This is a genomic window from Alteromonas macleodii ATCC 27126 (assembly GCF_000172635.2).
Classification (GTDB): Bacteria; Pseudomonadota; Gammaproteobacteria; order Enterobacterales; family Alteromonadaceae; genus Alteromonas; species Alteromonas macleodii.
On record NC_018632.1, the window covers coordinates 167,952 to 190,372 of the forward strand.

Annotated in this window: 23 protein-coding genes; 9 read left to right on the plus strand and 14 right to left on the minus strand. The window is 45.8% G+C overall.

The window, feature by feature from the left end:
• Positions 1 to 18 precede the first annotated feature (18 nt).
• Genes xerC through MASE_RS00775 form a run of 7 tightly spaced genes read right to left on the minus strand, consistent with a single transcriptional unit; the run spans position 19 to position 5,589 of the window.
• The gene (xerC, locus tag MASE_RS00745) at positions 19 to 939 is read right to left on the minus strand and encodes a tyrosine recombinase XerC (protein ID WP_014947848.1); all 921 of its coding nucleotides are present in this window, start codon (positions 937 to 939) and stop codon (positions 19 to 21) included.
• Between the two features lie 5 nt (positions 940 to 944).
• Entirely contained in the window at positions 945 to 1,640 is a 696-nt protein-coding gene (locus MASE_RS00750) for a DUF484 family protein (protein ID WP_014947849.1), read from the minus strand.
• Complete coding sequence (dapF, locus tag MASE_RS00755; RefSeq protein WP_014947850.1) at positions 1,637 to 2,467, minus strand: diaminopimelate epimerase; 831 nt, start codon at positions 2,465 to 2,467, stop codon at positions 1,637 to 1,639. Before dapF ends, MASE_RS00750 begins: the two co-directional genes overlap by 4 nt.
• A 35-nt stretch (positions 2,468 to 2,502) precedes the next feature.
• Entirely contained in the window at positions 2,503 to 3,753 is a 1,251-nt protein-coding gene (lysA, locus tag MASE_RS00760) for a diaminopimelate decarboxylase (protein ID WP_014947851.1), read from the minus strand.
• Positions 3,753 to 3,989: an LPS translocon maturation chaperone LptM gene (gene lptM, locus MASE_RS00765; protein WP_014947852.1), complete on the minus strand. Its 237-nt coding sequence runs from the start codon at positions 3,987 to 3,989 to the stop codon at positions 3,753 to 3,755. Before lptM ends, lysA begins: the two co-directional genes overlap by 1 nt.
• Before the next feature lie 12 nt (positions 3,990 to 4,001).
• Positions 4,002 to 5,069 (minus strand): MJ1255/VC2487 family glycosyltransferase, encoded by a 1,068-nt coding sequence (locus MASE_RS00770; protein WP_014947853.1) that lies wholly within the window; start codon positions 5,067 to 5,069, stop codon positions 4,002 to 4,004.
• A gap of 1 nt (position 5,070) precedes the next feature.
• Complete coding sequence (locus tag MASE_RS00775) at positions 5,071 to 5,589, minus strand: phosphatase PAP2 family protein (RefSeq protein ID WP_014947854.1); 519 nt, start codon at positions 5,587 to 5,589, stop codon at positions 5,071 to 5,073.
• A gap of 352 nt (positions 5,590 to 5,941) precedes the next feature.
• Between MASE_RS00775 and rraA the strand changes: the two genes are divergently transcribed.
• Both rraA and MASE_RS00785 read left to right on the plus strand, forming a co-directional pair.
• Positions 5,942 to 6,427 (plus strand): ribonuclease E activity regulator RraA, encoded by a 486-nt coding sequence (rraA, locus tag MASE_RS00780; RefSeq protein ID WP_014947855.1) that lies wholly within the window; start codon positions 5,942 to 5,944, stop codon positions 6,425 to 6,427.
• 88 nt (positions 6,428 to 6,515) lie between these two features.
• Positions 6,516 to 7,757 (plus strand): ABC transporter substrate-binding protein, encoded by a 1,242-nt coding sequence (locus MASE_RS00785; protein WP_014947856.1) that lies wholly within the window; start codon positions 6,516 to 6,518, stop codon positions 7,755 to 7,757.
• A gap of 31 nt (positions 7,758 to 7,788) precedes the next feature.
• Here MASE_RS00785 and MASE_RS00790 read toward each other — a convergent pair whose 3' ends face one another.
• From MASE_RS00790 to mpl, 3 genes are all read right to left on the minus strand, one after another.
• Complete coding sequence (locus MASE_RS00790) at positions 7,789 to 8,598, minus strand: S1/P1 nuclease (RefSeq protein WP_014947857.1); 810 nt, start codon at positions 8,596 to 8,598, stop codon at positions 7,789 to 7,791.
• A gap of 2 nt (positions 8,599 to 8,600) precedes the next feature.
• Positions 8,601 to 9,233, minus strand: a complete 633-nt coding sequence (locus tag MASE_RS00795; RefSeq protein WP_014947858.1) for a flavin prenyltransferase UbiX — start codon at positions 9,231 to 9,233, stop codon at positions 8,601 to 8,603.
• A 71-nt stretch (positions 9,234 to 9,304) separates the two neighbouring features.
• Entirely contained in the window at positions 9,305 to 10,663 is a 1,359-nt protein-coding gene (mpl, locus tag MASE_RS00800; protein WP_014947859.1) for a UDP-N-acetylmuramate:L-alanyl-gamma-D-glutamyl-meso-diaminopimelate ligase, read from the minus strand.
• Between the two features lie 311 nt (positions 10,664 to 10,974).
• Here mpl and MASE_RS00805 point away from each other — a divergent pair, with 311 nt between their 5' ends.
• The 4 genes from MASE_RS00805 (at position 10,975) to MASE_RS00820 (ending at position 14,215) form a co-directional block, all read left to right on the plus strand.
• Positions 10,975 to 11,952 carry a class 1 fructose-bisphosphatase gene (locus MASE_RS00805; RefSeq protein WP_014947860.1) on the plus strand — a complete coding sequence of 326 codons (978 nt, stop codon included), beginning with the start codon at positions 10,975 to 10,977 and terminating at the stop codon, positions 11,950 to 11,952.
• Between the two features lie 130 nt (positions 11,953 to 12,082).
• On the plus strand, positions 12,083 to 12,613 hold the full coding sequence (gene ppa, locus MASE_RS00810) for an inorganic diphosphatase (RefSeq protein WP_014947861.1): 531 nt from the start codon (positions 12,083 to 12,085) through the stop codon (positions 12,611 to 12,613).
• A 141-nt stretch (positions 12,614 to 12,754) separates the two neighbouring features.
• Complete coding sequence (locus tag MASE_RS00815; RefSeq protein ID WP_014947862.1) at positions 12,755 to 13,240, plus strand: DUF3299 domain-containing protein; 486 nt, start codon at positions 12,755 to 12,757, stop codon at positions 13,238 to 13,240.
• 27 nt (positions 13,241 to 13,267) lie between these two features.
• Positions 13,268 to 14,215 carry a dihydrodipicolinate synthase family protein gene (locus MASE_RS00820; RefSeq protein WP_014947863.1) on the plus strand — a complete coding sequence of 316 codons (948 nt, stop codon included), beginning with the start codon at positions 13,268 to 13,270 and terminating at the stop codon, positions 14,213 to 14,215.
• Here the strand turns inward: MASE_RS00820 and MASE_RS00825 are convergent.
• Complete coding sequence (locus MASE_RS00825; protein WP_014947864.1) at positions 14,212 to 14,910, minus strand: 2OG-Fe(II) oxygenase; 699 nt, start codon at positions 14,908 to 14,910, stop codon at positions 14,212 to 14,214. The two genes, MASE_RS00820 and MASE_RS00825, sit on opposite strands and share 4 nt — an antisense overlap.
• 22 nt (positions 14,911 to 14,932) lie before the next feature.
• Positions 14,933 to 15,352, minus strand: coding sequence for an acyl-CoA thioesterase (locus tag MASE_RS00830; RefSeq protein WP_014947865.1), 420 nt, complete (start codon positions 15,350 to 15,352; stop codon positions 14,933 to 14,935).
• 212 nt (positions 15,353 to 15,564) lie between these two features.
• Here MASE_RS00830 and MASE_RS00835 point away from each other — a divergent pair, with 212 nt between their 5' ends.
• The 3 genes from MASE_RS00835 (at position 15,565) to MASE_RS00845 (ending at position 18,867) form a co-directional block, all read left to right on the plus strand.
• Positions 15,565 to 16,041, plus strand: coding sequence for a MarR family winged helix-turn-helix transcriptional regulator (locus MASE_RS00835; protein ID WP_014947866.1), 477 nt, complete (start codon positions 15,565 to 15,567; stop codon positions 16,039 to 16,041).
• An 11-nt stretch (positions 16,042 to 16,052) separates the two neighbouring features.
• On the plus strand, positions 16,053 to 17,288 hold the full coding sequence (locus tag MASE_RS00840) for a S41 family peptidase (RefSeq protein ID WP_014947867.1): 1,236 nt from the start codon (positions 16,053 to 16,055) through the stop codon (positions 17,286 to 17,288).
• Positions 17,289 to 17,364: 76 nt separating this feature from the next.
• Positions 17,365 to 18,867: an Hsp70 family protein gene (locus tag MASE_RS00845; RefSeq protein ID WP_014947868.1), complete on the plus strand. Its 1,503-nt coding sequence runs from the start codon at positions 17,365 to 17,367 to the stop codon at positions 18,865 to 18,867.
• A 77-nt stretch (positions 18,868 to 18,944) separates the two neighbouring features.
• Here the strand turns inward: MASE_RS00845 and MASE_RS20015 are convergent, their stop codons facing one another.
• Both MASE_RS20015 and uvrA read right to left on the minus strand, forming a co-directional pair.
• A complete protein-coding gene (locus MASE_RS20015) occupies positions 18,945 to 19,112 on the minus strand; it encodes a hypothetical protein (RefSeq protein WP_014947869.1) in 168 nt (55 codons plus the stop codon).
• A gap of 201 nt (positions 19,113 to 19,313) precedes the next feature.
• On the minus strand, positions 19,314 to 22,145 hold the full coding sequence (uvrA, locus tag MASE_RS00855) for an excinuclease ABC subunit UvrA (protein ID WP_014947870.1): 2,832 nt from the start codon (positions 22,143 to 22,145) through the stop codon (positions 19,314 to 19,316).
• Positions 22,146 to 22,421: the final 276 nt, after the last annotated feature.

The window sequence follows — 22,421 nt, forward strand, 5'->3', positions numbered from 1 at the left end:
GGAAACCTTCTAGTAGCGTTATTTCTTATGTGCGCGAGGGTGAGCCGCGTCATAAACCTTAGCGAGATGCTGAAAATCCAGATGGGTATAAACTTGTGTTGTTGACAAGTTAGCATGACCTAATAGCTCTTGAACCGCACGCAAATCTCCGCTGGATTCTAATACGTGGGTAGCAAAGGAATGGCGCAGTTTGTGAGGGCTTACTTTTTGTGACAGCGACTGTTCGCTTGCCATTTTATCGAGGCGATTAGCGACTTGTCGATTGGATATGCGGGTTTTGCGCTTACTCACAAAGACCGCACTTTCGTAAGGTGATGCGTAGGCAGGGCGTACCTTTAACCACGCGTTAAGTGCTTTTTGTGCGTGTCGGCCTAACGGAAGTATTCGCTGTTTACTTCCTTTACCCATGACCTTCACGGTACCGTCCTTTAGACAGTCGGCCAAATTAAGCCCAGTCAGTTCGCTCAAGCGCAGTCCACAGCCATAAAGTAGCTCAAACATAGCCACATCACGTAATTGCATACCTTCATCGTCGTCACTGCTTCGGGGGGAGGCATTAAGAAGCTGCTGCATTTCATCTACGCTTAGTTGCTTAGGCAATGGCTTCCCTTGTTTCGGAGCTTGAATACCCTCTACAGGGTTGCTGAATAGTTGCTGATGATCGATAAGATATTGGCAGAAGGTTCTAAGTGCCGATAGGCGCAATGCTATACTGCGCGGGCTGTGCCCTGACATCTTTGCATCAGCCATTACCCGCTTTATGTCGCTCGGCGTCAGCCCCGACCACTCGTAAAGCCCAAGTAGCTTTGCAACTTCTGTGAGTTGGCGCTGATAATTTTTGATAGTGTGAAGAGATAACCCACGTTCTACCTGTAGATGTAGCAGAAACTTATCTAGCCATTGCTGGCAAGGCTCGCTTATCAATGCGTCCGTAGACACTACACCTAATATCCCATCATTTCAGGCAAGATGATATTAAGCACTTGCTGAAGCTGTTGAAGTAACAAGGTGTCCATATCTGGGGTGAAGTGGCTGGCGTCACTGCTGCTAATACCTAAAATACCGAGTTCACGGTTGTCACCAAGCAGCATTAGCGCTACAGACTCCGCAGGGCTTTCTCCGAAAAGAAGCTGGCGTTCGTGCTGAGATAATCGACCAAAGAAAAAGTTGGTATTTTTAAAACGTTTTTCAGTAAATAAACGTTGCTGTAGTTCGGGGATCGCGTGTGGACCTTTAAAGCTCTTAATGACCGCCGATGACAATTGTAAACGCTCTTGAAGCACATCTTCCAAAGTAAACTGAACTTCGGCAACACTTTCACAGCGCAGAAGCTGCACGTTTAAATCGGTGTAAACGCGATATATTTTTTCGTTTTGTTTAGCGATGCTCACCAGCTGATTGAGTTTGAAATTAAGCTGCCTAACTTTCTTTCGAAGCTGATCGCTTTGAATTTCTACCAGTGAAACACTGCCTTTCTGCTCGTGGGGAAGCTTAATTTTTTCAAGAAGGTCGGGGTGCTCGGCAAAGAACTCAGGGTTTTGTAACAAGAACGCGCGCACATCGGCACTCGACAATTCCGTTGTGTCGTTAAATGGCTCAATCAATTGCGTAGCGTTAGACTGCCCTGATAATTCGCTCATAGATTTATATGTCCGTCGTACACGTGCTCAGCAGGCCCTGTCATTTTTAACACGTTATCTGGGCCAGGCCAGCGTATACGTAAACTGCCTCCGGGTAAGTCCACCCGCACGTCTTTTCCTAATTTACCCTGAATCTGGCCAATTGCAACCGCTGCACAAGCGCCGCTACCACAGGCCAAGGTCTCACCTGAACCTCGTTCAAATACGCGAAGTTTAATATGTGACTCATTGATTATTTGCATAAAGCCAACGTTTACGCCTTCAGGGAAGCGTTCGTGCTTTTCAACAAGCGGACCAATCTCGGCCACATTAGCAGTATCAACGTCGTCGACTTCCATCACGCAATGTGGGTTACCCATCGATGCCGATCCAATGAATAGCGTGCTTTCGCCGACTCGCAATATGTAGGTGTTTTCTTGCTTATTGGCTTTAAGTGGAATATTCGCAGGTTCGAATTCAGGTTTACCCATGTTCACAGTAACCTGACCATCTTTCTCAAGATACAGCACCATTTTTCCAGCTTTGGTGCTTACGACAATTTTGTTGCGATTAATGAGACCTTTTTGCTTAACAAAACGTGCGAAGCAGCGTGCGCCATTGCCACACTGTTCTACTTCCGAACCGTCCGCGTTGAAGATACGATAGTGGAAGTCTTGTTCAGGATCGTAAGGCGGTTCCACCATCAACAGCTGGTCGAAGCCAATGCCGAAGTTTCGGTTAGCCAGTTGCTGAATTTTTTCTTTAGAGAAAAAGACGTTCTGAGTAACGTTATCAATAACCATGAAATCGTTACCCAAACCGTGCATTTTAGAAAATTGAACCTGCATTAAACGCGCATCTATCTTGTTAGTTTGTCTCTAGTTTACGGAAGTTTGTACTCACCTTGCCAGAGATCTTTTTGTTTTTCTCTTTCGCGAACCACAATTGCTTTGTCACCGTCTACCATAATCTCGGCTGGACGACAGCGACTGTTGTAGTTTGACGCCATAACAAAACCATAGGCACCGGCGCTGCGAACTGCAAGTAAGTCTGTTGGTTCAATGGCTAATTCACGATCTTTTCCTATAAAGTCACCAGTTTCACACACTGGGCCTACCACATCGTAGATACGTGGTGTTGCCGTAGTTTCTTCTTTTACAGGAATAATTTTTTGCCATGCTGAGTAAAGTGCAGGGCGTAATAAATCGTTCATTGCAGCGTCGACAATGGCGAAGCTTTTTTCTTCACCTTCTTTAATGAATTCAACTTCGGTAACTAAAATACCAGCGTTTGCTGCAATAGCGCGGCCTGGCTCAAGAATAAGCTTTAGGTTTTCTCGGCCTACCATTTTTTCAGCCATGGCTTGTGCATAGGCTTTAGGATGAGGTGGTTGCTCGTTGTTATAAGTAACGCCAAGACCACCGCCCACATCTAAATGTTCAATGATAATGTTGCGTTCAGCTAATTCATCAATAAGCAGAAGCAAGCGCTCCAAGGCGTCTACAAATGGGCCGATTTCTGTGAGCTGCGAGCCGATATGGCAGTCCATACCAACAACATTTAAATGAGGTAGCGATGCGGCCAATTCATAGGTAGCAAGCGCTCGCTCACGGGCAATACCGAATTTATTTGCCTTCAAGCCTGTAGAAATATAAGGGTGAGTTTTGGCATCCACATCCGGGTTTATGCGCAGTGAAATAGGGGCTTTCGTGCCCATTTCGCCTGCAACCTGGTTAATTCGATGAAGCTCTGGCTCTGATTCTACGTTGAAACACATGATGCCTTGTTGTAGCGCATAGCGAATTTCATCATGCTTTTTACCAACGCCTGAAAATACTACTTTACTTGCATCGCCACCGGCCTCGATTACGCGAGCGAGTTCGCCTGCTGAAACGATATCAAAGCCTGAACCTAATTTGGCTAGAACGCTTAATACACCGATGTTCGAATTCGCTTTTACCGCATAACACACAAGGTGAGGATGCTCACCAATGGCATCATTAAATGCGTGCCAGTGACGCTCTAACGTTGCACGTGAATAGATGTAAACCGGCGTTCCATGCTGGGCTGCAATATCAGAAACAGCCACTTGTTCAGCATGAAGCTGACCTTGGCTGTAGGCGAAATAATCCACTAGTTCAGCTCTCCAGAAGTAGTTACGGGTGAAGTGTTATTGGTGTCAGAGTCGGCGCCGGTTTCTGCATTTTCAGAAGACGCTGGTTCAGCAGACGTGTTTTGTGCAGGCGCGTCAGGAATGTAGAGCGCCCCTTTGTAACCACAGCCACATAATGCTGTGAGTGTTAGCAAGAAAACAACTGACTTTTTAAGCACGAAAAATCCCGCGAAGAATACGACAAATGCCGCTATCATCGCATTGCGGCGTTAAATTGCAAGAGCCAATAATCGTTCTTGTGTTTTATCGCCATATCGAACGTTTTTCCAAAGCGCATCGCACAGGCTTTGCGTATCAGAAAAGTCTTTGTTTTTAAGCCAATCGATAAGAATGTTGGGGTTGTCTGGAAAGGCAATTGCTTCGTTGTCGGGAGCTTCTAGCCACTCTTCAACAATGTCGGTATCAAGTTGAAACAGGGTGTGGCATAAATCCAATTTATTTAATGTAAGCACATTCGATAGTTGCTCAAACTGGCCGTGTAAAGGTTTTATAAGCAGCTTCTTGCCCAGTTGAAGTGCCTCACTCGATAGCTCAAACCCCCCATTGGCGATTACGCCACTGGCGTGCTGTAGGGCTTTTTGAAAGTGCTTCTTAGATGTAGGGTGCCAATGAATATGTCCCACTTCTTTCGCTTCATCGATGTTCGGGTGAAAGCATTCGAAAACCTGATCGCTTAGGGGTTCCAACATTTGTTGAACATCTTCAATATCTTCAAAAGGTAAGTAAACCAGAACGTGACCATTTCCCGAAGACACAATCGGCTTTTCTGCAACGAATGGCGGAATAATCGGTTGATTGAAGTGATACCAGTGCACACCTAGTTGAATCTCTGTTGGTGCAAACACTTTCATTAGCAAGGAGTCGAAAATCGTGTTGCCACTTTTAGGGACGTCGTAGGCAAATGCAGCCTGATGGCTAATCGAAATAGAAGGTAGACCTTGCTGTTTAGCTGCCCACGCCGTAACGGGCTCAAAGTCATTGACTAGCAAATCGTAGTTGCTGGTATCAAAGGCTTTCACGTCTTTTATAAACTGGCTTACATTTGCATCTTTAACGGTCGCCCATTTATCAACCCGGCCTCCTTTGGTGATAAAGCTCAGGCCAGTAAAGGTTCGGTATTCTCCGAATATTTCCATGTCGAAATACTTCTCAGGGGGACGACCAGTAAACACAAAGTCAACGTTAATGTCATCGCGCTGTGCCAGAGCTGCAGCCATTATTCGCGCACGGGCGATGTGTCCGTTACCGGTGCCTTGCACACCATACAGTAATCTCATGCTACCCCAGAATAGAAATGCTCAACGTTGCTATTGTAACGCCTAGAAGCGTCCCTGCGATCACGTCTGACGGGTAATGAACACCCAGTAACACACGTGAAAGACCAATTAACGCGGCCCAGCTGTAAGCCAATACCGCAAACGACGGATAATAATGAGCCACTATGCTCGCCATCAATGTGGCTGCTGCCGTGTGGCCTGAAGGAAGAGAGAATTTATCCGAAGGCGTGACATGTGCTGTTAAATTCATTAGAAAATCGCAAGGGCGAGGGCGCTTGAACATTTTCTTAAGCAGCACATAAATGGGTAATTCCAGCGCATAAGCCATCAGCGCTGTGTAGAGGAAAAGCTCACCGTGTTCAGGCTCAAATGCCCAAAGCAGCGCACCGATAACAAGGTACAGGTAACCATCGCCGGTTTTCGACAGCCAGATAATACTTCTGCAGTCTCTTTTTTGCGTCAGTTTGTACAGGCGATAAAACAAGTCAGTATCGTATTTGGTCAAGGATTTAATCAACATCGCCTTGTCCCCTATCGGTTAATTACTGCACAGGCTAAAGTTCATCTGTGACCAGTGGGTGACGAAAAAAAGAAACTTTTTTGACAGCGAGCTTCGCTTTTACTTTTTCTTTTGTCCTGGCGAACAGATATTGGGAATGGCTGTAAAAGATAAAAAGCTAAGCAAAATATGTGCTCATTTGGGGGAGGGGAGAGCAAGTTTTGATGAGTTTTGAAAAAAGTAGAAAATTCGACGAAAGGCGTTAAATCAAACGTTTGCATTGCCACATTTAATGCTATGCTAGTTTTAGAAGCGTAAGCAGCGCTTTGTTTTCACTTAATTTTAGTCTTCTCAATTTTAGTAAGGCAGAACGATGGAATACAACACATCTGAATTATGCGATTTGTTTGCTGATAGCGTAGACGTGGTAGATCCAATTTTCGCGAGCTTTGGTGGCCGGTATTCTTTCGGTGGTGAAATTACCACAATTAAATGCTTTGAAGACAGAGGCCTTATCGACCGAGTACTTGCTCAGCCCGGTGCTGGAAAAGTACTGCTTATTGATGGCGGTGGTTCTAGCCGTCGTGCACTGTTCGATGCATCCTCTGCTCAAGTTGCAATCGATAACGATTGGGAAGGGGTTGTGATATACGGCAGCGTGCGAGAAGTTGATAGCCTTGCCGAATTAGATATCGGTGTTTTGGCGGTAGCCGCCATTCCAGTAAATGCTGAGTGTGAAAGTATTGGTGAGGTAGACGTGCCCGTTAACTTTGGTGGCGTTACGTTTTTACCAGAAGATCATTTGTATGCTGATAGCACGGGCGTTATTCTCTCTCCTGAACCTCTCGATCTGGACTGAGTGCCATAAATAGCGCGTAATTTTAGGGGCGCACCTGGCGTTTATTAACCGATAAGTTCTGCAAACTCAGTTTAAGCAGGGGCTTTTGGTGCGAGCAATTTATGGGTTATATCCTTTTTGTCTTACCGTTTTTTTGGCTATGTTGGCGTTGCCCTCAAAGGCAGAGACGCTTACTGTCGGATGGCTGAATGATAACGTTAACGAACGTTACTTAATCTCTGACATTGAGCAAGAATTTGCCAAAATAGCGCCTGATATTACGCTCAATGCGGTGGGCGTACATACCGATAAGTATAAGCAGCAAGTTCTCAAATGGCTTAAAACGGGTGAAGGGCCAGACGTACTTTATTGGTATGGCGACGAGCGGCTGCTCGACCTTGTTCGCAGTGGATGGGTGAGCGACATAAGTGACGTTTGGCAAGCACAGCGACTAACAGATGCGTTTAGAGTGTCGGTGTCCTCTCAAGTTAGCCTTAATGGCCGCTTCTACGCTATTCCGGTATCCCATTATCCGTGGTCATTTTTTTATAATGCTGAGCTTTTTGATTCTATGGGACTCGCAGAGCCAAGTACGTGGGACGAATTTCTTCACCTCTGTCAGGCTTTAAAAGAGAAAGGTATTACGCCCATAGCCATTGGGTATGATGCGCCGTGGGTATTAACAAGCTGGTTTGAATTCATTAGTTTACGGCTTTATGGAGAGTCCTTTCACCACGAACTGTTATCAGGCCGTGTCTCATATAAAGATGAGCGAGTCGTGCAGGTTTTTCTTCTGTGGAAAGTACTCATTGATAAGGGCTATTTCATGGATACGGGAGAGAACATGGACTGGTATGATCCCATGCCTTATCTGTACCGAGGCTTGGCAGGCGTTACGTTAATTGGACATTTTCTAAGCTCTCGTATTCCTGAAAGTGCAGAGTCAAAAATTAGGATATTTTCTTTCCCAGAGCTCAGTCCTGGTCAAGAAACCATTGAACTAGCTCCTTTGGATGTGTTTTTTGTTCGGGCTAGTTCTTCGAAGCAAAAAGCAGCGCGACAATTTTTGTCGTTCATGGCGACACACAAGGCCCAGTCGCGATTTAATCTTCACGCAGGGGGATTTTCTCCTTTGGCGGGAAGTGAGCATTTTCCGAATTACTTTAATGATATGGGCGCTAAGCAGTTAAATACGGCAGAAAGCACAAGTCCATATTTCGATAGGGTCGTGCCTCACGAATTCGCAGAACCTGCCATGACACTGTTGAGAGACTTTATGAAATCAGCAGATGTAGGTAGTACGACAGAGGCTCTTGAAGCGCTAAGGTTGGAAGTGTATCAGCTCGATTAACTGCGAGATGCTAATCGAGCTTATCTTTTGACTAGTGCTCTGCTTCGTCAAACACGCTGTTCAAATACATGGCAATTCGAATTCCGGCCATCTGCAAACGCTTTTTTGCAGTAGGCAGGTGGTTGTATAAATAGTCATAGCTCATATTGTTTGCGTCATCAGGATAAATGGTATCGCGAATAGCGGTGCTTTCTTCAATCCACACCATAGGGTCGGTAGTGGCCCAACTGCGAATATCCTTAGCCGTAATAGCTTTTGTTAACCAAGACGTCCACTCCGAATAAGACAGGTCGCGCTGATCTAGCATTTGCGAGTCCCACACGCGATGTAAGTTAGAGTCTTGCCAGAAGAAGCGCACTTTTACATCGTTACCGCCACGATCAGTTCCGTTTCCGGCATGAAGCGGCTGATGAAGGTCGCCAATAATATGCACAATGAACTGAAGGGCCAGACGCTTTTCTTCAATGGTGGCGGTGTCGCTTTTTAACGTTTCAGTAAACTGCTTTAACGCGGTAACCGCATCACCTTGCTTTGGTGCGCCAACTTCTTCGTAGGTCTTTCCTTCAGGTACAGATACATAGTGCCAAGGGCTAGCGGTTTTCTGCCAAAATTCGCTGGGGTCAGAACGCATTTCGTCAGCGTGAGTTGAGGCTTCAGCCAACGAACCGTGTGGTAATAACTCCATTAGTGCAGCTTGTGAAAGAGGGCTAAGATATTGCTCGGCAATAGCGCCAGTCACTCGGTGACCGGTTTGCCCCCATCCGAAAGCGGGTGATGAAATACACAATGTAAATAGCGTGCTCAGCGCAACTGCGCAAATCCTGTTTGCAAACGCGAACATGGTTAATCCTCAGAATGTTTGGAAGACTGGTAGCCCCATCTTGCGACAAGAGACTGCTCAATACCTAGGTGGTCTAGTATGCGCGCCACCACAAAATCTACCAAGTCATCGATAGTTTTAGGATTGTGATAAAAGCCAGGCGCTGCAGGCATAATAGTAGCACCCATTTGCGAAAGCTTGAGCATATTTTCTAGATGAATAGAAGAAAGTGGCATTTCACGGGGCACCAAAATAAGTTGTCCACGCTCTTTTAGAACGACATCAGCTGCGCGCTCAATAAGGTTGTCGCTAGCGCCAATGCTAATGGCAGACAGGGTGCCTGTTGAACACGGGCAAACCACCATTTTTGCGGGGGCCGCTGAGCCTGAAGCTACTGGTGAAAACCACTCTTCTTTGCCAAAAACCTTGATTTGGTCTGGCTTTGCATTGCAATGCTCGGCAAAAAACGCGGCTGCGTCTTCGGGACGCCCGGGGATTTTCACATTCTCTTCAGTGGCAAATACTACTTTTGCTGCTGAAGAGATAAGTACATACACTTGGTAATCGGCGTTAACTAGCGATTTCAATAGTGTAAGCGCATAAGGCGCGCCCGATGCGCCTGTGATAGCAAGCGTGACTTGCTTGTCATGTTTCATTGTATAGCCTCTGTAGATGACAAGCATAATGCGCTTGTCTATCGGGTAACACTTCGTTTTATTCTGTCTATTTACAATTTGGACTTCATTTTCAGAGCGTCGAGTATTCGGCCATGAATGCCTTCAAAACCGCCGTTACTCATTACAAGAATATGATCGCCCGGTTGTGCTACGTTGCAAACGCCTTGAACGATCTTCTCTACATCTCTGAAGCAGTGCGTAGGCGCGTTGCTGTGCGCTACCGAATCGACTAACGACCAGTCCATGCCTTCAGGTTCATAAAGGTAAACCTCATCGGCTTTCTGCCATGAGTTTGCCAGCGTATCTTTGTGCACGCCCATTTTCATCGTATTAGAGCGCGGCTCTAGCACAGCCAGAATACGGGCATTACCCACTTTCTTGCGCAGTCCATCAAGTGTAGTCGCAATTGCAGTAGGGTGGTGTGCAAAGTCGTCATAAAGGGTGATGTTGTTTACTTCACCCTTTACTTCCATGCGACGCTTAACATTCTTAAAAAATGATAAGGCGTCTATGGCATCAGGTAAGGTAACACCTGCATGGTGGGCAGCAGCTATGGCCATTAAAGCATTGTCCACATTGTGTTGACCAACCAAAGCCCAGGTTACCGTTCCAGCTATAACGCCGTTATGTAATACATTGAATTCACTGCCGTCTTTCTTTAACAGTTCCGCATGCCACTCTTTGCCCAACGATTGGCGAGAAGACCAGCAACCTTTCTTGAGCATATCCTCAATTGCGGGCGTATTGTTAGGTGTAAGAATAAGCCCGTTTTCTGGCACCATGCGAACCAAATGGTGGAACTGGGTTTGAATAGCCCCAAGGTCAGCAAAAATATCTGCATGGTCAAACTCAAGGTTGTTAATTACCAAGGTTTTTGGACGATAGTGTACGAACTTAGAACGCTTATCGAAAAATGCGCTGTCGTATTCGTCAGCTTCAATGACAAAAAAGGGGCTTTCACCCACGCGAGCCGATACGCCAAAATTCTCTGGTACGCCGCCAATCAAATAACCGGGATTAAGACCAGCGTGTTCTAAAATCCACGCGACCATACTGCTAGTAGTCGTTTTACCGTGGGTACCTGATAACCCAATGACCCAACGATCTTTTAGTAAGTTATCAAGCAGCCATTGTGGGCCGCTAGTGTAAGGCAGGTTTCGGTTTAACACGTATTCAACGGCGGGGTTACCGCGCGACATCGCGTTACCAATTACTACCATATCTGGCGCTGGATCAAATTGGCTTTCGCAATAACCTTCGGTCAACTCAATGCCTAATGCTTCAAGTTGGGTGCTCATGGGCGGATAAACGTTTTTATCAGACCCTGTTACTTTGTGGCCGAGTGATTTAGCAATAGCGGCGATGCCGCCCATAAAACTTCCACAAATGCCTAAAATATGTACATGCATAGCGCATTCTCAATGAATTATCATGTTATTGGGGTACTGTATCAGAACCCCGTGGCCTATAGATAATTCAATTTTAATCATTCAATAAATGCCTTAAGCCGTTGTAATACGCTAAACACCTATGAATCTATGATGTGCAAACTGGTATGGTGTGTGTATGACATTTTACGGGCGTGTTCCACTTACCCAAGAACACGGTTACAATCTAACCACAGGTTTAAAACCTGTGTGTGCTTCAGACAAACGCCGGTAAGGAAAGCTGAGCGACTGGTAGCACAACACCCTACACACGAAAAAAAGGCTTACATTCAATGAAACGTTTAAATTCCCAATTGCAACAAGACGGTGCACCGCTTGAGTTAATTTTACTCATTCGTACACTGCTAGCGGGCTGTAAAGAAATTTCTTTCCGCGTGAGTCAAGGCGCACTTGCTGGCGTGCTCGGTTCAACCCTTTCAGAAAACGTACAGGGCGAAACACAGAAAAAGCTCGACGTTATCTCTAACCACATTTTAAAAGACACGCTAAGGGAATCTGGCTACGTAAAAGCCATTTCGTCTGAAGAAGAAGATGACGTTGTGCCGTGTAATCCAGACGGTAATTACTTAGTAAGCTTCGATCCGCTAGATGGGTCGTCAAACACTGAAATTAATAGCCTAATTGGTACTATTTTCTCTATTACCCATGCGCCACAGTGGATGAAACCAGATGATCCGTCTGCTTTCTTACAGCCTGGAACGCAGATGGTAGCAGCAGGCTATGTGCTGTATGGCCCGTCTACTATGCTGGCGTTGACGACGGGTCGCGGCACGCACATTTATACGCTTGATAAAACCCACGGTGGTTTCCTGCTTACTCACCCTAATATTCAAGTACCTGAGCAAACCTCAGAGTTTTCGATTAATGCGTCGAACCAGCGTCATTGGGAACCTGCAATGCAGGCATACATTGCCGACCTTCTAGCAGGTAAAGATGGCCCTAGAGGCAAAAACTTTAATATGCGCTGGGTAGCGGCAATGGTGGGTGATATCCATCGTTTGCTTTGTCGCGGTGGCATCTTTATGTATCCATTCGATAACAGGGACCCGTCTAAGCCAGGTAAGTTACGCTTACTTTACGAAGCCAACCCGATGGCATTCTTAATGGAGCAAGCAGGTGGAAAAGCAGAAACTGGCACTGGCCGAATTCTGGAAGTTATGCCTGAAGAAATTCATCAACGTGTACCGTGCATTATCGGCTCTAAAGAAGAAGTTGAGATGTGCTTGAGCTACAACGACAACGCGAAATAGCGAAAAAGCAGCAAAATTTGACGAAAAATAAAGAGATTAGTACGACATGGGTCGTAAAGCGTTTTTATTTTGCTGCTGTCACCGTATACTTAACCCAAAATTTCTTATACATCATTGAAAGGACCAAAGAATGAGCTTAAGTGCTATTTCTGCTGGTAAAAACGTACCAGACGAAGTAAATGTGATCATCGAAATTCCAGCACACGCTGACCCGGTGAAGTACGAAGTAGACAAAGACACAGGTGCACTATTTGTTGACCGTTTCATGGCAACTTGCATGCACTACCCAACTAACTACGGTTACGTGAACAACACGTTGTCTGAAGATGGCGATCCAGTTGACGTTCTAGTAATGACTCCGTTCCCACTACTTGCAGGTTCTGTCATTAAGTGTCGTCCAGTTGGCGTACTAAACATGACTGACGAGTCTGGTAAAGACGCAAAAGTACTAGCGGTACCAGTAGACAAGCTTTCTACTATCTATCGTGACGTTAAAGAAATTGCAGACGTACCTCCGCTTCTTCTTAAGCAAATTGAGCACTTCTTCGAGCACTATAAAGATCTTGAAGAAGGCAAATGGGTGAAGATTGACGGTTGGGCAGACGCTGCCGCTGCAAAAGAAGAAATTACCGCAAGCATCGCGCGTTTCGAAGCAGAATAATTCACGCTGCTTTAAATTGATGATACAAAGGGCTGGTGTAATACCAGCCCTTTTTGTATGTGGCTAAAAAGTAAAGATTGAAAACGACAAGCAAAAGCCGATACAAAAAAGCGAACAAAATACTCAACGATAGAGAGCAGTATGATTCACCATAAATTATCCATGACTTCATTGTTTGCTGTAATAATGATGGTTGTAACTTTCAACTCTTTGGCAGATGAAACTCCTACTGAAGTATACTGGGAAGACCTAGTGCCTGAGGGCTTTAATGAGCTCGCGCCACCTTCAGTTCAACATAATGGCGAGATGAGTCAGCTTCAGCCTGACGCACCCGTTGTCGATACCTTTGATGGCAAACGGGTGAAAATCCCGGGTTTTGTTGTGCCGCTAGAAGGTACGGCAGAGCTAACCACTGAGTTCTTACTTGTTCCATATTTCGGAGCCTGTATTCACGTACCACCGCCGCCGTCTAATCAAATTGTTTACGTAAAATTTGAAGAAGGTGTGCGCATAGATAATATTTACGATGCAATTTGGGTAACCGGCGAACTGTCGACTGACGGTTGGAAAGGCGATATTGCGTCTGTAGGTTACCGCTTGAAAGGCGAAGCCGTAGAAGGGTTTTAAGCATAAAACGTTTAAAAAGGATATCAGGTGTTTACAGGTTTATCAGCGTTTCCCATTACCCCCTTTAAACAAGAAGCTATTGATTACAAAGCGTTTAAAGGGCTTGTTGATAATTTGGCTTCGGCGAATGTAGATTCAATTTGCGCGATAGGCTCTACTGGGCTGTATCCTTATCTAACGCGAGAGGAAAAGTACGACGTAGCAAAGCTCGCCGTTGACCACGCAAATGGCATTCCTGTTATGGCAGGCGTTGGGGCGCTGCGTACCTATGACGTGCTAAAAAACGTTGAAGCTGTGCAGCAAGCAGGTGTTAATGCTGTGCTGTTAGCACCCGTTTCCTATCAAGTGCTTAACGAAGAAGAAGTGTACGGCCTCTATGAGGCAGTGAGTCACGAGGTATCTGTGCCTATCTGCGTTTACGAAAATCCTCGCGTGACTAATTTTACTTTCAGCGATGACTTGTATTGCCGCATAGGAAAACTACCGAATATCGGAGCGATTAAAATACCCGGCACTCCATTTGCCAAGAGCTCAATGGATAATAGTTCGAGCAAGGATATCCCACCCTCTGAAGTAAGCAGTAGCGAAGGCGCTCGTCGATTAGCATCATTACGAGAGATAATGCCTGCACACATTGCTATAGGCGTGAGTGGTGATAGTTTTGGCGCAGCAGGAATGAGTGAAGGTTGTGACCTTTGGCTCTCTGTTATAGGGGGGATATTCCCGCGAACCGTAATGCGCATAATCGACGCCGCTCAGTCTGGTAATGCTGTTGATGCACAGGCTCAGTCACAAGCGTTAAGCGGAATATGGAGCATGTTTGCGCGCAATGGCGGCGGCTTGCGTGTGGTTGCAGCCGCGGCAGAAATGTTGGGCTATTGTGAAACGCCTAGCTTACCTGCACCCTTCTTACCTATCGACAAAAATGAGTACAGCGAGCTAGAGCACATCATCACGAAGTTATCGTTAAGCTAGCCCTGCGTATAAATCTGTTCAGCGCGGTTAAACAGAAGCCAAGACGTTAAAATGTACTTGTCGTTACTTTTTGGAATTTGGCCGCGATGCGTGTGAGTAAAATAGGCTGGCGCAATCACCATTCTGCCTGCTTTGGGCTTAACCGCGCGGCTTTGATAATAAAATTCCGTCTCGCCGCCTTCTTCCACATCATTTAAGTAGTACATAAACAGCAACACGCGGTGCAGCGCATCGTTATGTTGAAGCTGTGGATAGACTTCTGAATGCCAGTACGGGTAGCCACCATTGCCCGCGGTGTAGCGCTGTGCATTTACATCGCCAACCCGAAACAGGTAATTCACCAAATTAGCCAAATTGGGTTTACCCACTTCATCAAAATTTTCACCTGTTACTTTTACCGGTTCACCAGTTTTGGGATGGCGTACGGTCAAGCCTATAGGCCCAACAAGTGCAAAATAGTACTTTTCAATGTAGGAGACCAGCTGCTGCCCAGTGTGCTGCATCACTTGCTGAAATAAGTCTCTAAATTCCGGGTTGCGGCTTATCGATACATCCATGCTGCGCTTTTTATCTAAGTCGACGCCACCACCGGTGCGGCCTTGAGACAAATTAGGGCTGCTTTCAAAGCGTTCCATGAGTTGTTTGCACAGCTCTGGTGGTAACACATCATCAATAACTTCAATTAAATCGCTCATGGATACCTCGTACTGCGCTTTATTACTGAGTTGGTACTTCTTTAAAGTGAGACTGTAGTTCTGATTTCACTTTATCTGGGATAGGCGCAGAGCGCTGTGTTTTATAGTCAAAATGTACCATGGTGGTGATGCCTGTTGAGCACAGCTTATCGTCTTGCCATAACTCTTGAAACACGTCGAACGCACTGTTGCCTAGCCGGCTAACGTAGGTTTTAACCGTCACAGGTTTGCCATAAAAAATTTGAGCTAAAAAATCGACTTTGTAGCTGGCTAAAATTAGCGGCCAATTTTGTAAGTCTAGTTCAGGGGTAAACATTCTGAAAATAGGCTCTCTGGCTGCTTCAAACCAAGCGACTAATGCTGTGTTACTTACATGCTGTAAGGCATCTGTTTCACAAAAACGTACGTCGAATGACGTAACTAATGGTACTGAATGGCTCATATTTTTTAGTAGGGTTCGTTGTTTATTTAGCTTTCACTCTAGCATTATGCCGCAGCTATTTCAGTCATTTATCAAACAGTAATTGATCCGGTTGGAAAACATTTTTAACACCTAACCAAAACATACACATTCAAAAATAAGTTGATTTGTGCAAAATTTTGCGCAAATATTTGCATAAGTGAGTTTGAAGAAAAATCACAAGGTGCCTATTTATGATCAGAAGTCCTCAGTTTGGCGCGATACTGTTGCGTGCTAGCGAGCTTATTGCAACTCAAGGCCAAGAGGTATTTGAAGCGCTTAATATTAGTCTGCCTGCAAATCGTATTTCTCTGGTACTGGCGATTCATACTCAAGGGCCTCTTTCGTCAACTGAGCTAGCAAGTCACATTGGTCTTTCACGTCAACTTATTGAAAGTCGGTTGAAGCAAAGTGTTGCAGACGGCTTTTTTGTTTCTGTGCCCGATGAACGAGACTCGCGAAAGCGCGTGTACGATATTGCGCCTAAAGCAAAGGCCGAGGCGGCGCAGATAGTGACGATAATGCAGGAATTTGAAGACGTATATGATGCCCTTTGGGAAGAAATAGAGGTCAATCTTGAAGCCTCTCTTAAAAGCATGGAGCAGGCGCTAAAAAAACAATCGCTTCTTACGCGCTTAAATGAACAATTTCCTTATCACTCCAATTCATAATAGGGAACATTATGATTTATCGAATTATTTTATTGTTGTCGCTACTTCTTCCACTAAGCAGCTGCGCACAAAGCCAGGGTTTCAATACGAAAGAAAGCTGGCAAGCCTTTGTTCAAACTGTTGAAGATAACTACGCCTACTTAGATACGGCACCTACCGACTGGGAAGCTTTAAAAGCGTACTACCAACCCCTTGCAATAAACGCGACAACGCAAGAGGAGTTTGTCGACGTATTGCAGGTGGTGAAGCAGTTTTTTATCGACCCGCATTTTAACGTATCACCGCTCAACGAAGAGGACTACAGCGTCACGCCAACGGGGTCTGATATTTGGGTGGAAAAGCAAGGCGATGACTTTGTTATAACACGTATTAAAGCGGGCAGTGCTGCTGCCAAAAGCCAGTTAGCCTTAGGTGACATGATTGTAGGTATTGACGGCGAGTCTACAGAAGCCGCAATACAACGCGTTTTTGGAAACACATTGCTTCCGCTTACTGACGCACATAAAACGTGGGCGGTTAATGTGGCTTTAGGTGGGCGTCGCAATCAAGAAAGACACATTGAAGTGGCGTCTGATTTTGATGATGCCAAACGCGTGCAATTAGCAGCTAGTTACGATGCTATTAATCTACTTCGAACAAAAGCTCCTCTGGTAGTTAAGCAGAAAGAGGGAATAGGGTACATCCGCTTTAATAATAATCTAGGTAATTCTGAAACCGTTCGTGCGTTCAAAGAAGCCCTTGAGTCACTTGAATCAACACAAGGGTTAGTGATTGACCTGCGTAATACGCCGAGCGGGGGAAACACTGGCGTGGCTGAGCCTATTTTGGGCCACTTTGTAAATGCCAATACCGCATATCAAGGTTACAAAATTCAAAATGCGGGTAAACCCTACCAAGAAGCAGAGCTACACATGGCCCATGTTACCCCTTCATTACCTTATTACAGTAAGCCAGTAGTGGTACTCGTTGGCCATTGGACCGGCAGTATGGGAGAAGGTATGGCTATTGGCTTTGATGCCATTGGTGCAAAGGCGGTAATCGGCACACCCATGGCTGATTTGCTTGGCGGGATAAATCAATTTCCACTACCTGATTCGACCATAACTTTAGAGCTGGGTTTTGAACGTCTTTACCATGTGAACGGCTCATATCGAGAGGACTTTGTGCCCCAGGCGGTATCTTGGGACGGGCATACAGCCAGTGACTCAGAATTAAATGCTGCAATAGCTCTGTTAAAAGCAATATAGCTCAATTACATACAAAGCTAGAAAGCACTTTCGTATTTACTTACAATCCGCTTCTAACTTTTTGAGCGAACATACTATGACTGCGATTGGGATTGACTACGGTACATCAAATTCTGAGGTTGTGTATTTTGATGGAACGGCCCATCAGCACATCAAACTTGACCCGCTAGATAAGAAGGGCAATAAAATCCGTTCTTCGGTGTTCATCTATTTTGAAGATGAACTGCCGCCGCCTCCCGATGCCATGGTTGAAGCAAAAGTGGCACAATTACAGCGCGTTATCAGTGAGCAAATAGACAAGGCGAAGGACGGCTATTATTCGGCAAAAGATCCAAAAGAACAGGCGATGTACAGCGACCGTATCGACTCGCTGCGCGGCGATTTGCATAATAAGCCTGCGCTACAGCGCAAAGCTATTGCACAGTTGATGCATGCCATGTCGCTAGACGAAATTCCTTTGCTGCGCTTGGTAGAGCACGGTAAGTTTGCGTTTGGTGAAGAAGGGTTTAGACGCTTTCTTAAAATGCCTGATAAAGGCCGACTTATCTACTCACCTAAAAACTTCCTAGGCGCATCGCTAGACGGCGACCAAAAACAAGCGTTCATTGGTATTATTGCTAAGCAACTGGCGTACTTTAAACAGTGCGCAGAGCAGCAGCTAGGCAAGGTTGTTAATAATACGGTTATTGGCCGTCCTGTTAAATTTCACGGCACCCGCGGTGAAGAGGGGAATGCCCAAGCCATTCAAATTATGACTGAAGCGGCGACGAAAGCTGGGTTCTCAGGGGTTAATTTCCTAGATGAACCTATCGCAGCGGCGTACAAAATTGAGCAAACCCTACCAAGAGATACCACCACGTTAATTGTAGATATTGGTGGAGGCACCACGGATATCTGCTGTATTAAGCTTTCTCCTGAGCGCTCAAACCAGCTCGATCGTAAAGGCGACGTTCTGTCGGTAACAGGCAGACGTTTAGGCGGCATGGATTGCGATAAAAGCCTGGTGCTTAAGGCTATTGCTCCTGAAATGGGAATGGGCCTTAAGATGATTAACGGGCTTCCTGTTCCTCCTACGTACTTCTCTGACATGTGTGCGGTTGATAACATTCCTGCTCTTACCCGCTTTTTCTCTGACGATTACGGGTTAGATATTTCGCAAACCATGTCAGTAATAAAAGAGCCTGCCCAGCTAGAACGCTTGCTTATTGTTCAAGAGAACAAGTTGTCTGCCCGCGTGGTGAACTCGGCCCGACTAGCCAAAGAGCTTCTGTCGAGCAAACAGAATATCACCTTGCCGCTGCACTATATCGAAGATGATTTTGACGTAGAGATTTCGCAAGACTCGCTCAAAAAGGCGTTAAAACCTTGGCTTGATAAAGTAAAAGCACTAGTGGTGGAATGCTTAGAAAACAGCAGTGAAAAGCCAGAAGTAGTGATGATCACAGGTGGTATGAGTTTATCGCCAATCGTCGTGGATGCGCTGTATGAAAACCTGCTTACTGGTTTACCACGCTTAGAAAATGATGCGTTCAACTCGGTGTGCGAAGGGTTAGCAATTCAGGCGGCTAAGCACGCTTAACCTTTTCTATTCTTTTTCCGGTATGAAAAACACTAAGCCTTAGCGTAGTAGCCTTTACTACGCTAAGGCTTTTTTGATCAGTGCTTAAGGATATTGTGCTCTTTTAAGTAAATCGCTATGGCCTCAGGCGACTCGAAGGCTTTTAACAGCATTTCTTGTGCACGCGCTTTCACATCGTTATCTTCAGATGATGAAAGTAAGTGGTACCAAGTCTTTACTAAGGCTAATGGTGGCGTTTGAGTCATTGGTTTTCGCTCCAGCAATTCTTACTGCAAAATTCACATAAATCATCGTAACGTATGATTTGCCAAAACAAGCTCTGACCAGCGTAAAAAGTGTGTAAATAGCCGTGAATGCGCACTTCTTACACGCTGCTGTGTAAATTACACAGCAACAAAATAGAAAATAAGTGCGCTTTACGCCAACGTATTTACCTCGTTACTGGCTCAAGCTTGTGTGAGCATGGGTTTAAGGAATCTACCTGTATGTGAAACTTCTTGTTGGGCCACATGCTCAGGTGTTCCTTCTGCAATAATCTGGCCACCTCCGGATCCGCCTTCCGGTCCAAGGTCGACAATCCAGTCTGCGGTTTTAATCACATCTAGGTTATGCTCAATAACCACAACGGTATTACCGTGATCGCGTAGTCTGTGAAGAACGGCTAATAACTGTTTAATATCGTGGAAGTGCAATCCGGTGGTTGGCTCATCCAAAATATAAAGCGTCTGCCCAGTGTCTCTTTTTGACAACTCTTTTGCTAATTTCACGCGCTGTGCTTCACCACCCGATAACGTAGTGGCTGCTTGACCTAGTCGAATATAAGACAAGCCCACGTCCATGAGGGTCTGCAATTTACGTGAAATAGCAGGTATAGCATCGAAGAACTGACGGGCATCCTCCACCGTCATTTCTAGTACTTCGTGAATATTCTTATCTTTGTACTTTATCTCTAGGGTTTCACGGTTGTAGCGTTTGCCCTGACACACGTCACAAGGCACATACACGTCTGGTAAAAAGTGCATTTCCACTTTAATTACACCGTCGCCCTGACACGCCTCACAGCGACCGCCTTTCACGTTAAAACTAAAGCGACCAGGCTTGTAACCCCGTGAACGCGACTCTTGTGTGCCGGCGAACATTTCACGAATAGGTGTGAAAATGCCAGCGTAAGTCGCGGGGTTAGAACGCGGGGTTCTGCCGATAGGGCTTTGGTCAATATCGACCACTTTATCTAGCTGGTCTAATCCTGTCATCGACTTATGCGGCGCCGGTTCAGAAGTAGTCGCCTTGTTTAGCTCGCGCTGCGCTATTTTGTAGAAAGTGTCATTAATCAGCGTTGATTTGCCCGAGCCCGATACACCGGTTACACAGGTCATTACACCGGTAGGTATACGTAAATCAACAGACTTCAAGTTGTTACCGGTTGCGCCTAAAAGCTCTAGCCACTTGTCGTCTTTCACCGGTGTACGTGTTGCAGGGATATCTATTTTCTCTCTGCCAGATAAGTACTTTCCAGTAAGTGAGTGTTCACTGTTTTTAATGTCTTCCAGTAAGCCTTCGGCAATAATCTCACCGCCATGCACACCTGCACCTGGGCCAATATCTACAATGTAATCGGCTTCGCGAATGGCATCCTCGTCGTGCTCTACAACTAGAACAGTGTTACCCAGGTCACGCAAATGCGTAAGCGTACCAAGTAAGCGCTCATTATCCCGTTGGTGAAGTCCGATAGAGGGCTCATCCAGCACGTACATAACGCCCACTAAGCCTGCGCCAATTTGACTTGCCAGTCGAATGCGCTGAGCTTCACCGCCCGATAGGGTATCGGCGCTGCGCGACATAGAAAGATAGTTAAGACCTACGTTTACCAAGAAGCGCAAGCGGTCCATGATTTCTTTCAAAATCTTTTCAGCTATCTGAGCGCGCTGGCCTTCAAGGTTGAGTGTCTCGAAAAAGCCATACGCGTCGGCAATTGACATGTCAGCAATGGCAGGCAGGTTGGTGTCTTGTATAAATACATTACGCGCCTCAACGCGCAGACGGGTGCCGTTACAGCTACTGCAGTGCTGCTGGCTTAAATATTTTGCTAGCTCTTCACGCACCGAGTTTGATTCGGTCTCGCGATAGCGACGCTCCATATTAGGGATAATGCCCTCAAATGGATGCTTGCGCTCCATTACGTCGCCACGCTCGTTTATGTACTTAAACGACAACGACTTGCCTTTAGACCCGTAAAGCACAATGTCTTGGTGCTTTTTATCAAGCTCTTCAAATGGTGCGGTAAGGCTAAATTTATAATGGTCTGCTACTGCCTGTAGCATTTGGAAGTAGTAATAGCTGCGCTTGTCCCATCCGCGAATAGCGCCGCCAGACAAACTTAATTCGGTATTGCCGACCACGCGTGCTGGGTCAAAAAACTGTCTTGTACCTAGCCCGTCACAAGTTGGACATGCACCCGCTGGGTTATTAAATGAAAACAGACGAGGTTCAAGTTCACTAATGCTGTAACCACAGTGTGGACAGGCGAAGTTAGCAGAAAATACAATTTCTTCTGCGTCTTTATCATCCATATCAGCCACCACCGCGTTACCGCCAGCTAGGCTCAGCGCCGTCTCAAATGATTCAGCTAAACGCAGTGCCATGTCGTCACGCACTTTAAAGCGGTCAACCACAACTTCGATGGTGTGCTTTTTGTGTAAATCTAGAGGCGGCGGATCAGATAGGTCACACACTTCACCGTCAATACGGGCACGTATGAAACCTTGAGCTGACAGGTTCTGCAGTGTCTTAACGTGTTCGCCTTTACGCTCTTTAACAATAGGCGCTAGCAGCATTAACTTACTGCCCTCGGGCATGGCTAACACTTTGTCTACCATTTGACTGACCGTTTGCGCATCTAGCGGCACATCGTGGTCAGGGCAGCGTGGCGTACCCACTCGCGCGAACATCAAACGCAGATAGTCGTATATTTCAGTGATGGTACCCACCGTTGAACGGGGGTTATGCGATGTTGATTTCTGTTCAATGGATATTGCTGGTGATAAACCCTCAATATGATCAACATCTGGTTTTTCCATCATAGATAGAAACTGACGAGCATAGGCAGACAAAGACTCAACGTAACGACGCTGGCCTTCTGCATAAAGCGTGTCGAATGCAAGAGACGATTTACCCGAGCCAGAAAGGCCGGTTATCACCACCAGTTTGTCTCGTGGCAGTGTTAAATCGATGTTTTTCAAGTTGTGGGTGCGAGCACCGCGAATTTCGATTTTATCCATTGAAGCCTAAATGAGAGAAAAAGAATCAGTATGCCATAGGTGTCAAGTAAAGTGATATGACATTCAAGTTATACTGTGAGTGGAGTAAGCAGATCACCTTAACGCTCAAGCTTACGATTAGTTCTCGCTTAACGACATTGCAAAGTGGTGATTTTATCCCCATTTTTAAACTCTTATTAAGGCAAATGGGCTAAATCAACCTCGCGAGTGGAAGAAAATGCCAATTGTATTAATCGAATTTAAGGTACGTGGGCAATTATCTATGCGGACTGGTAT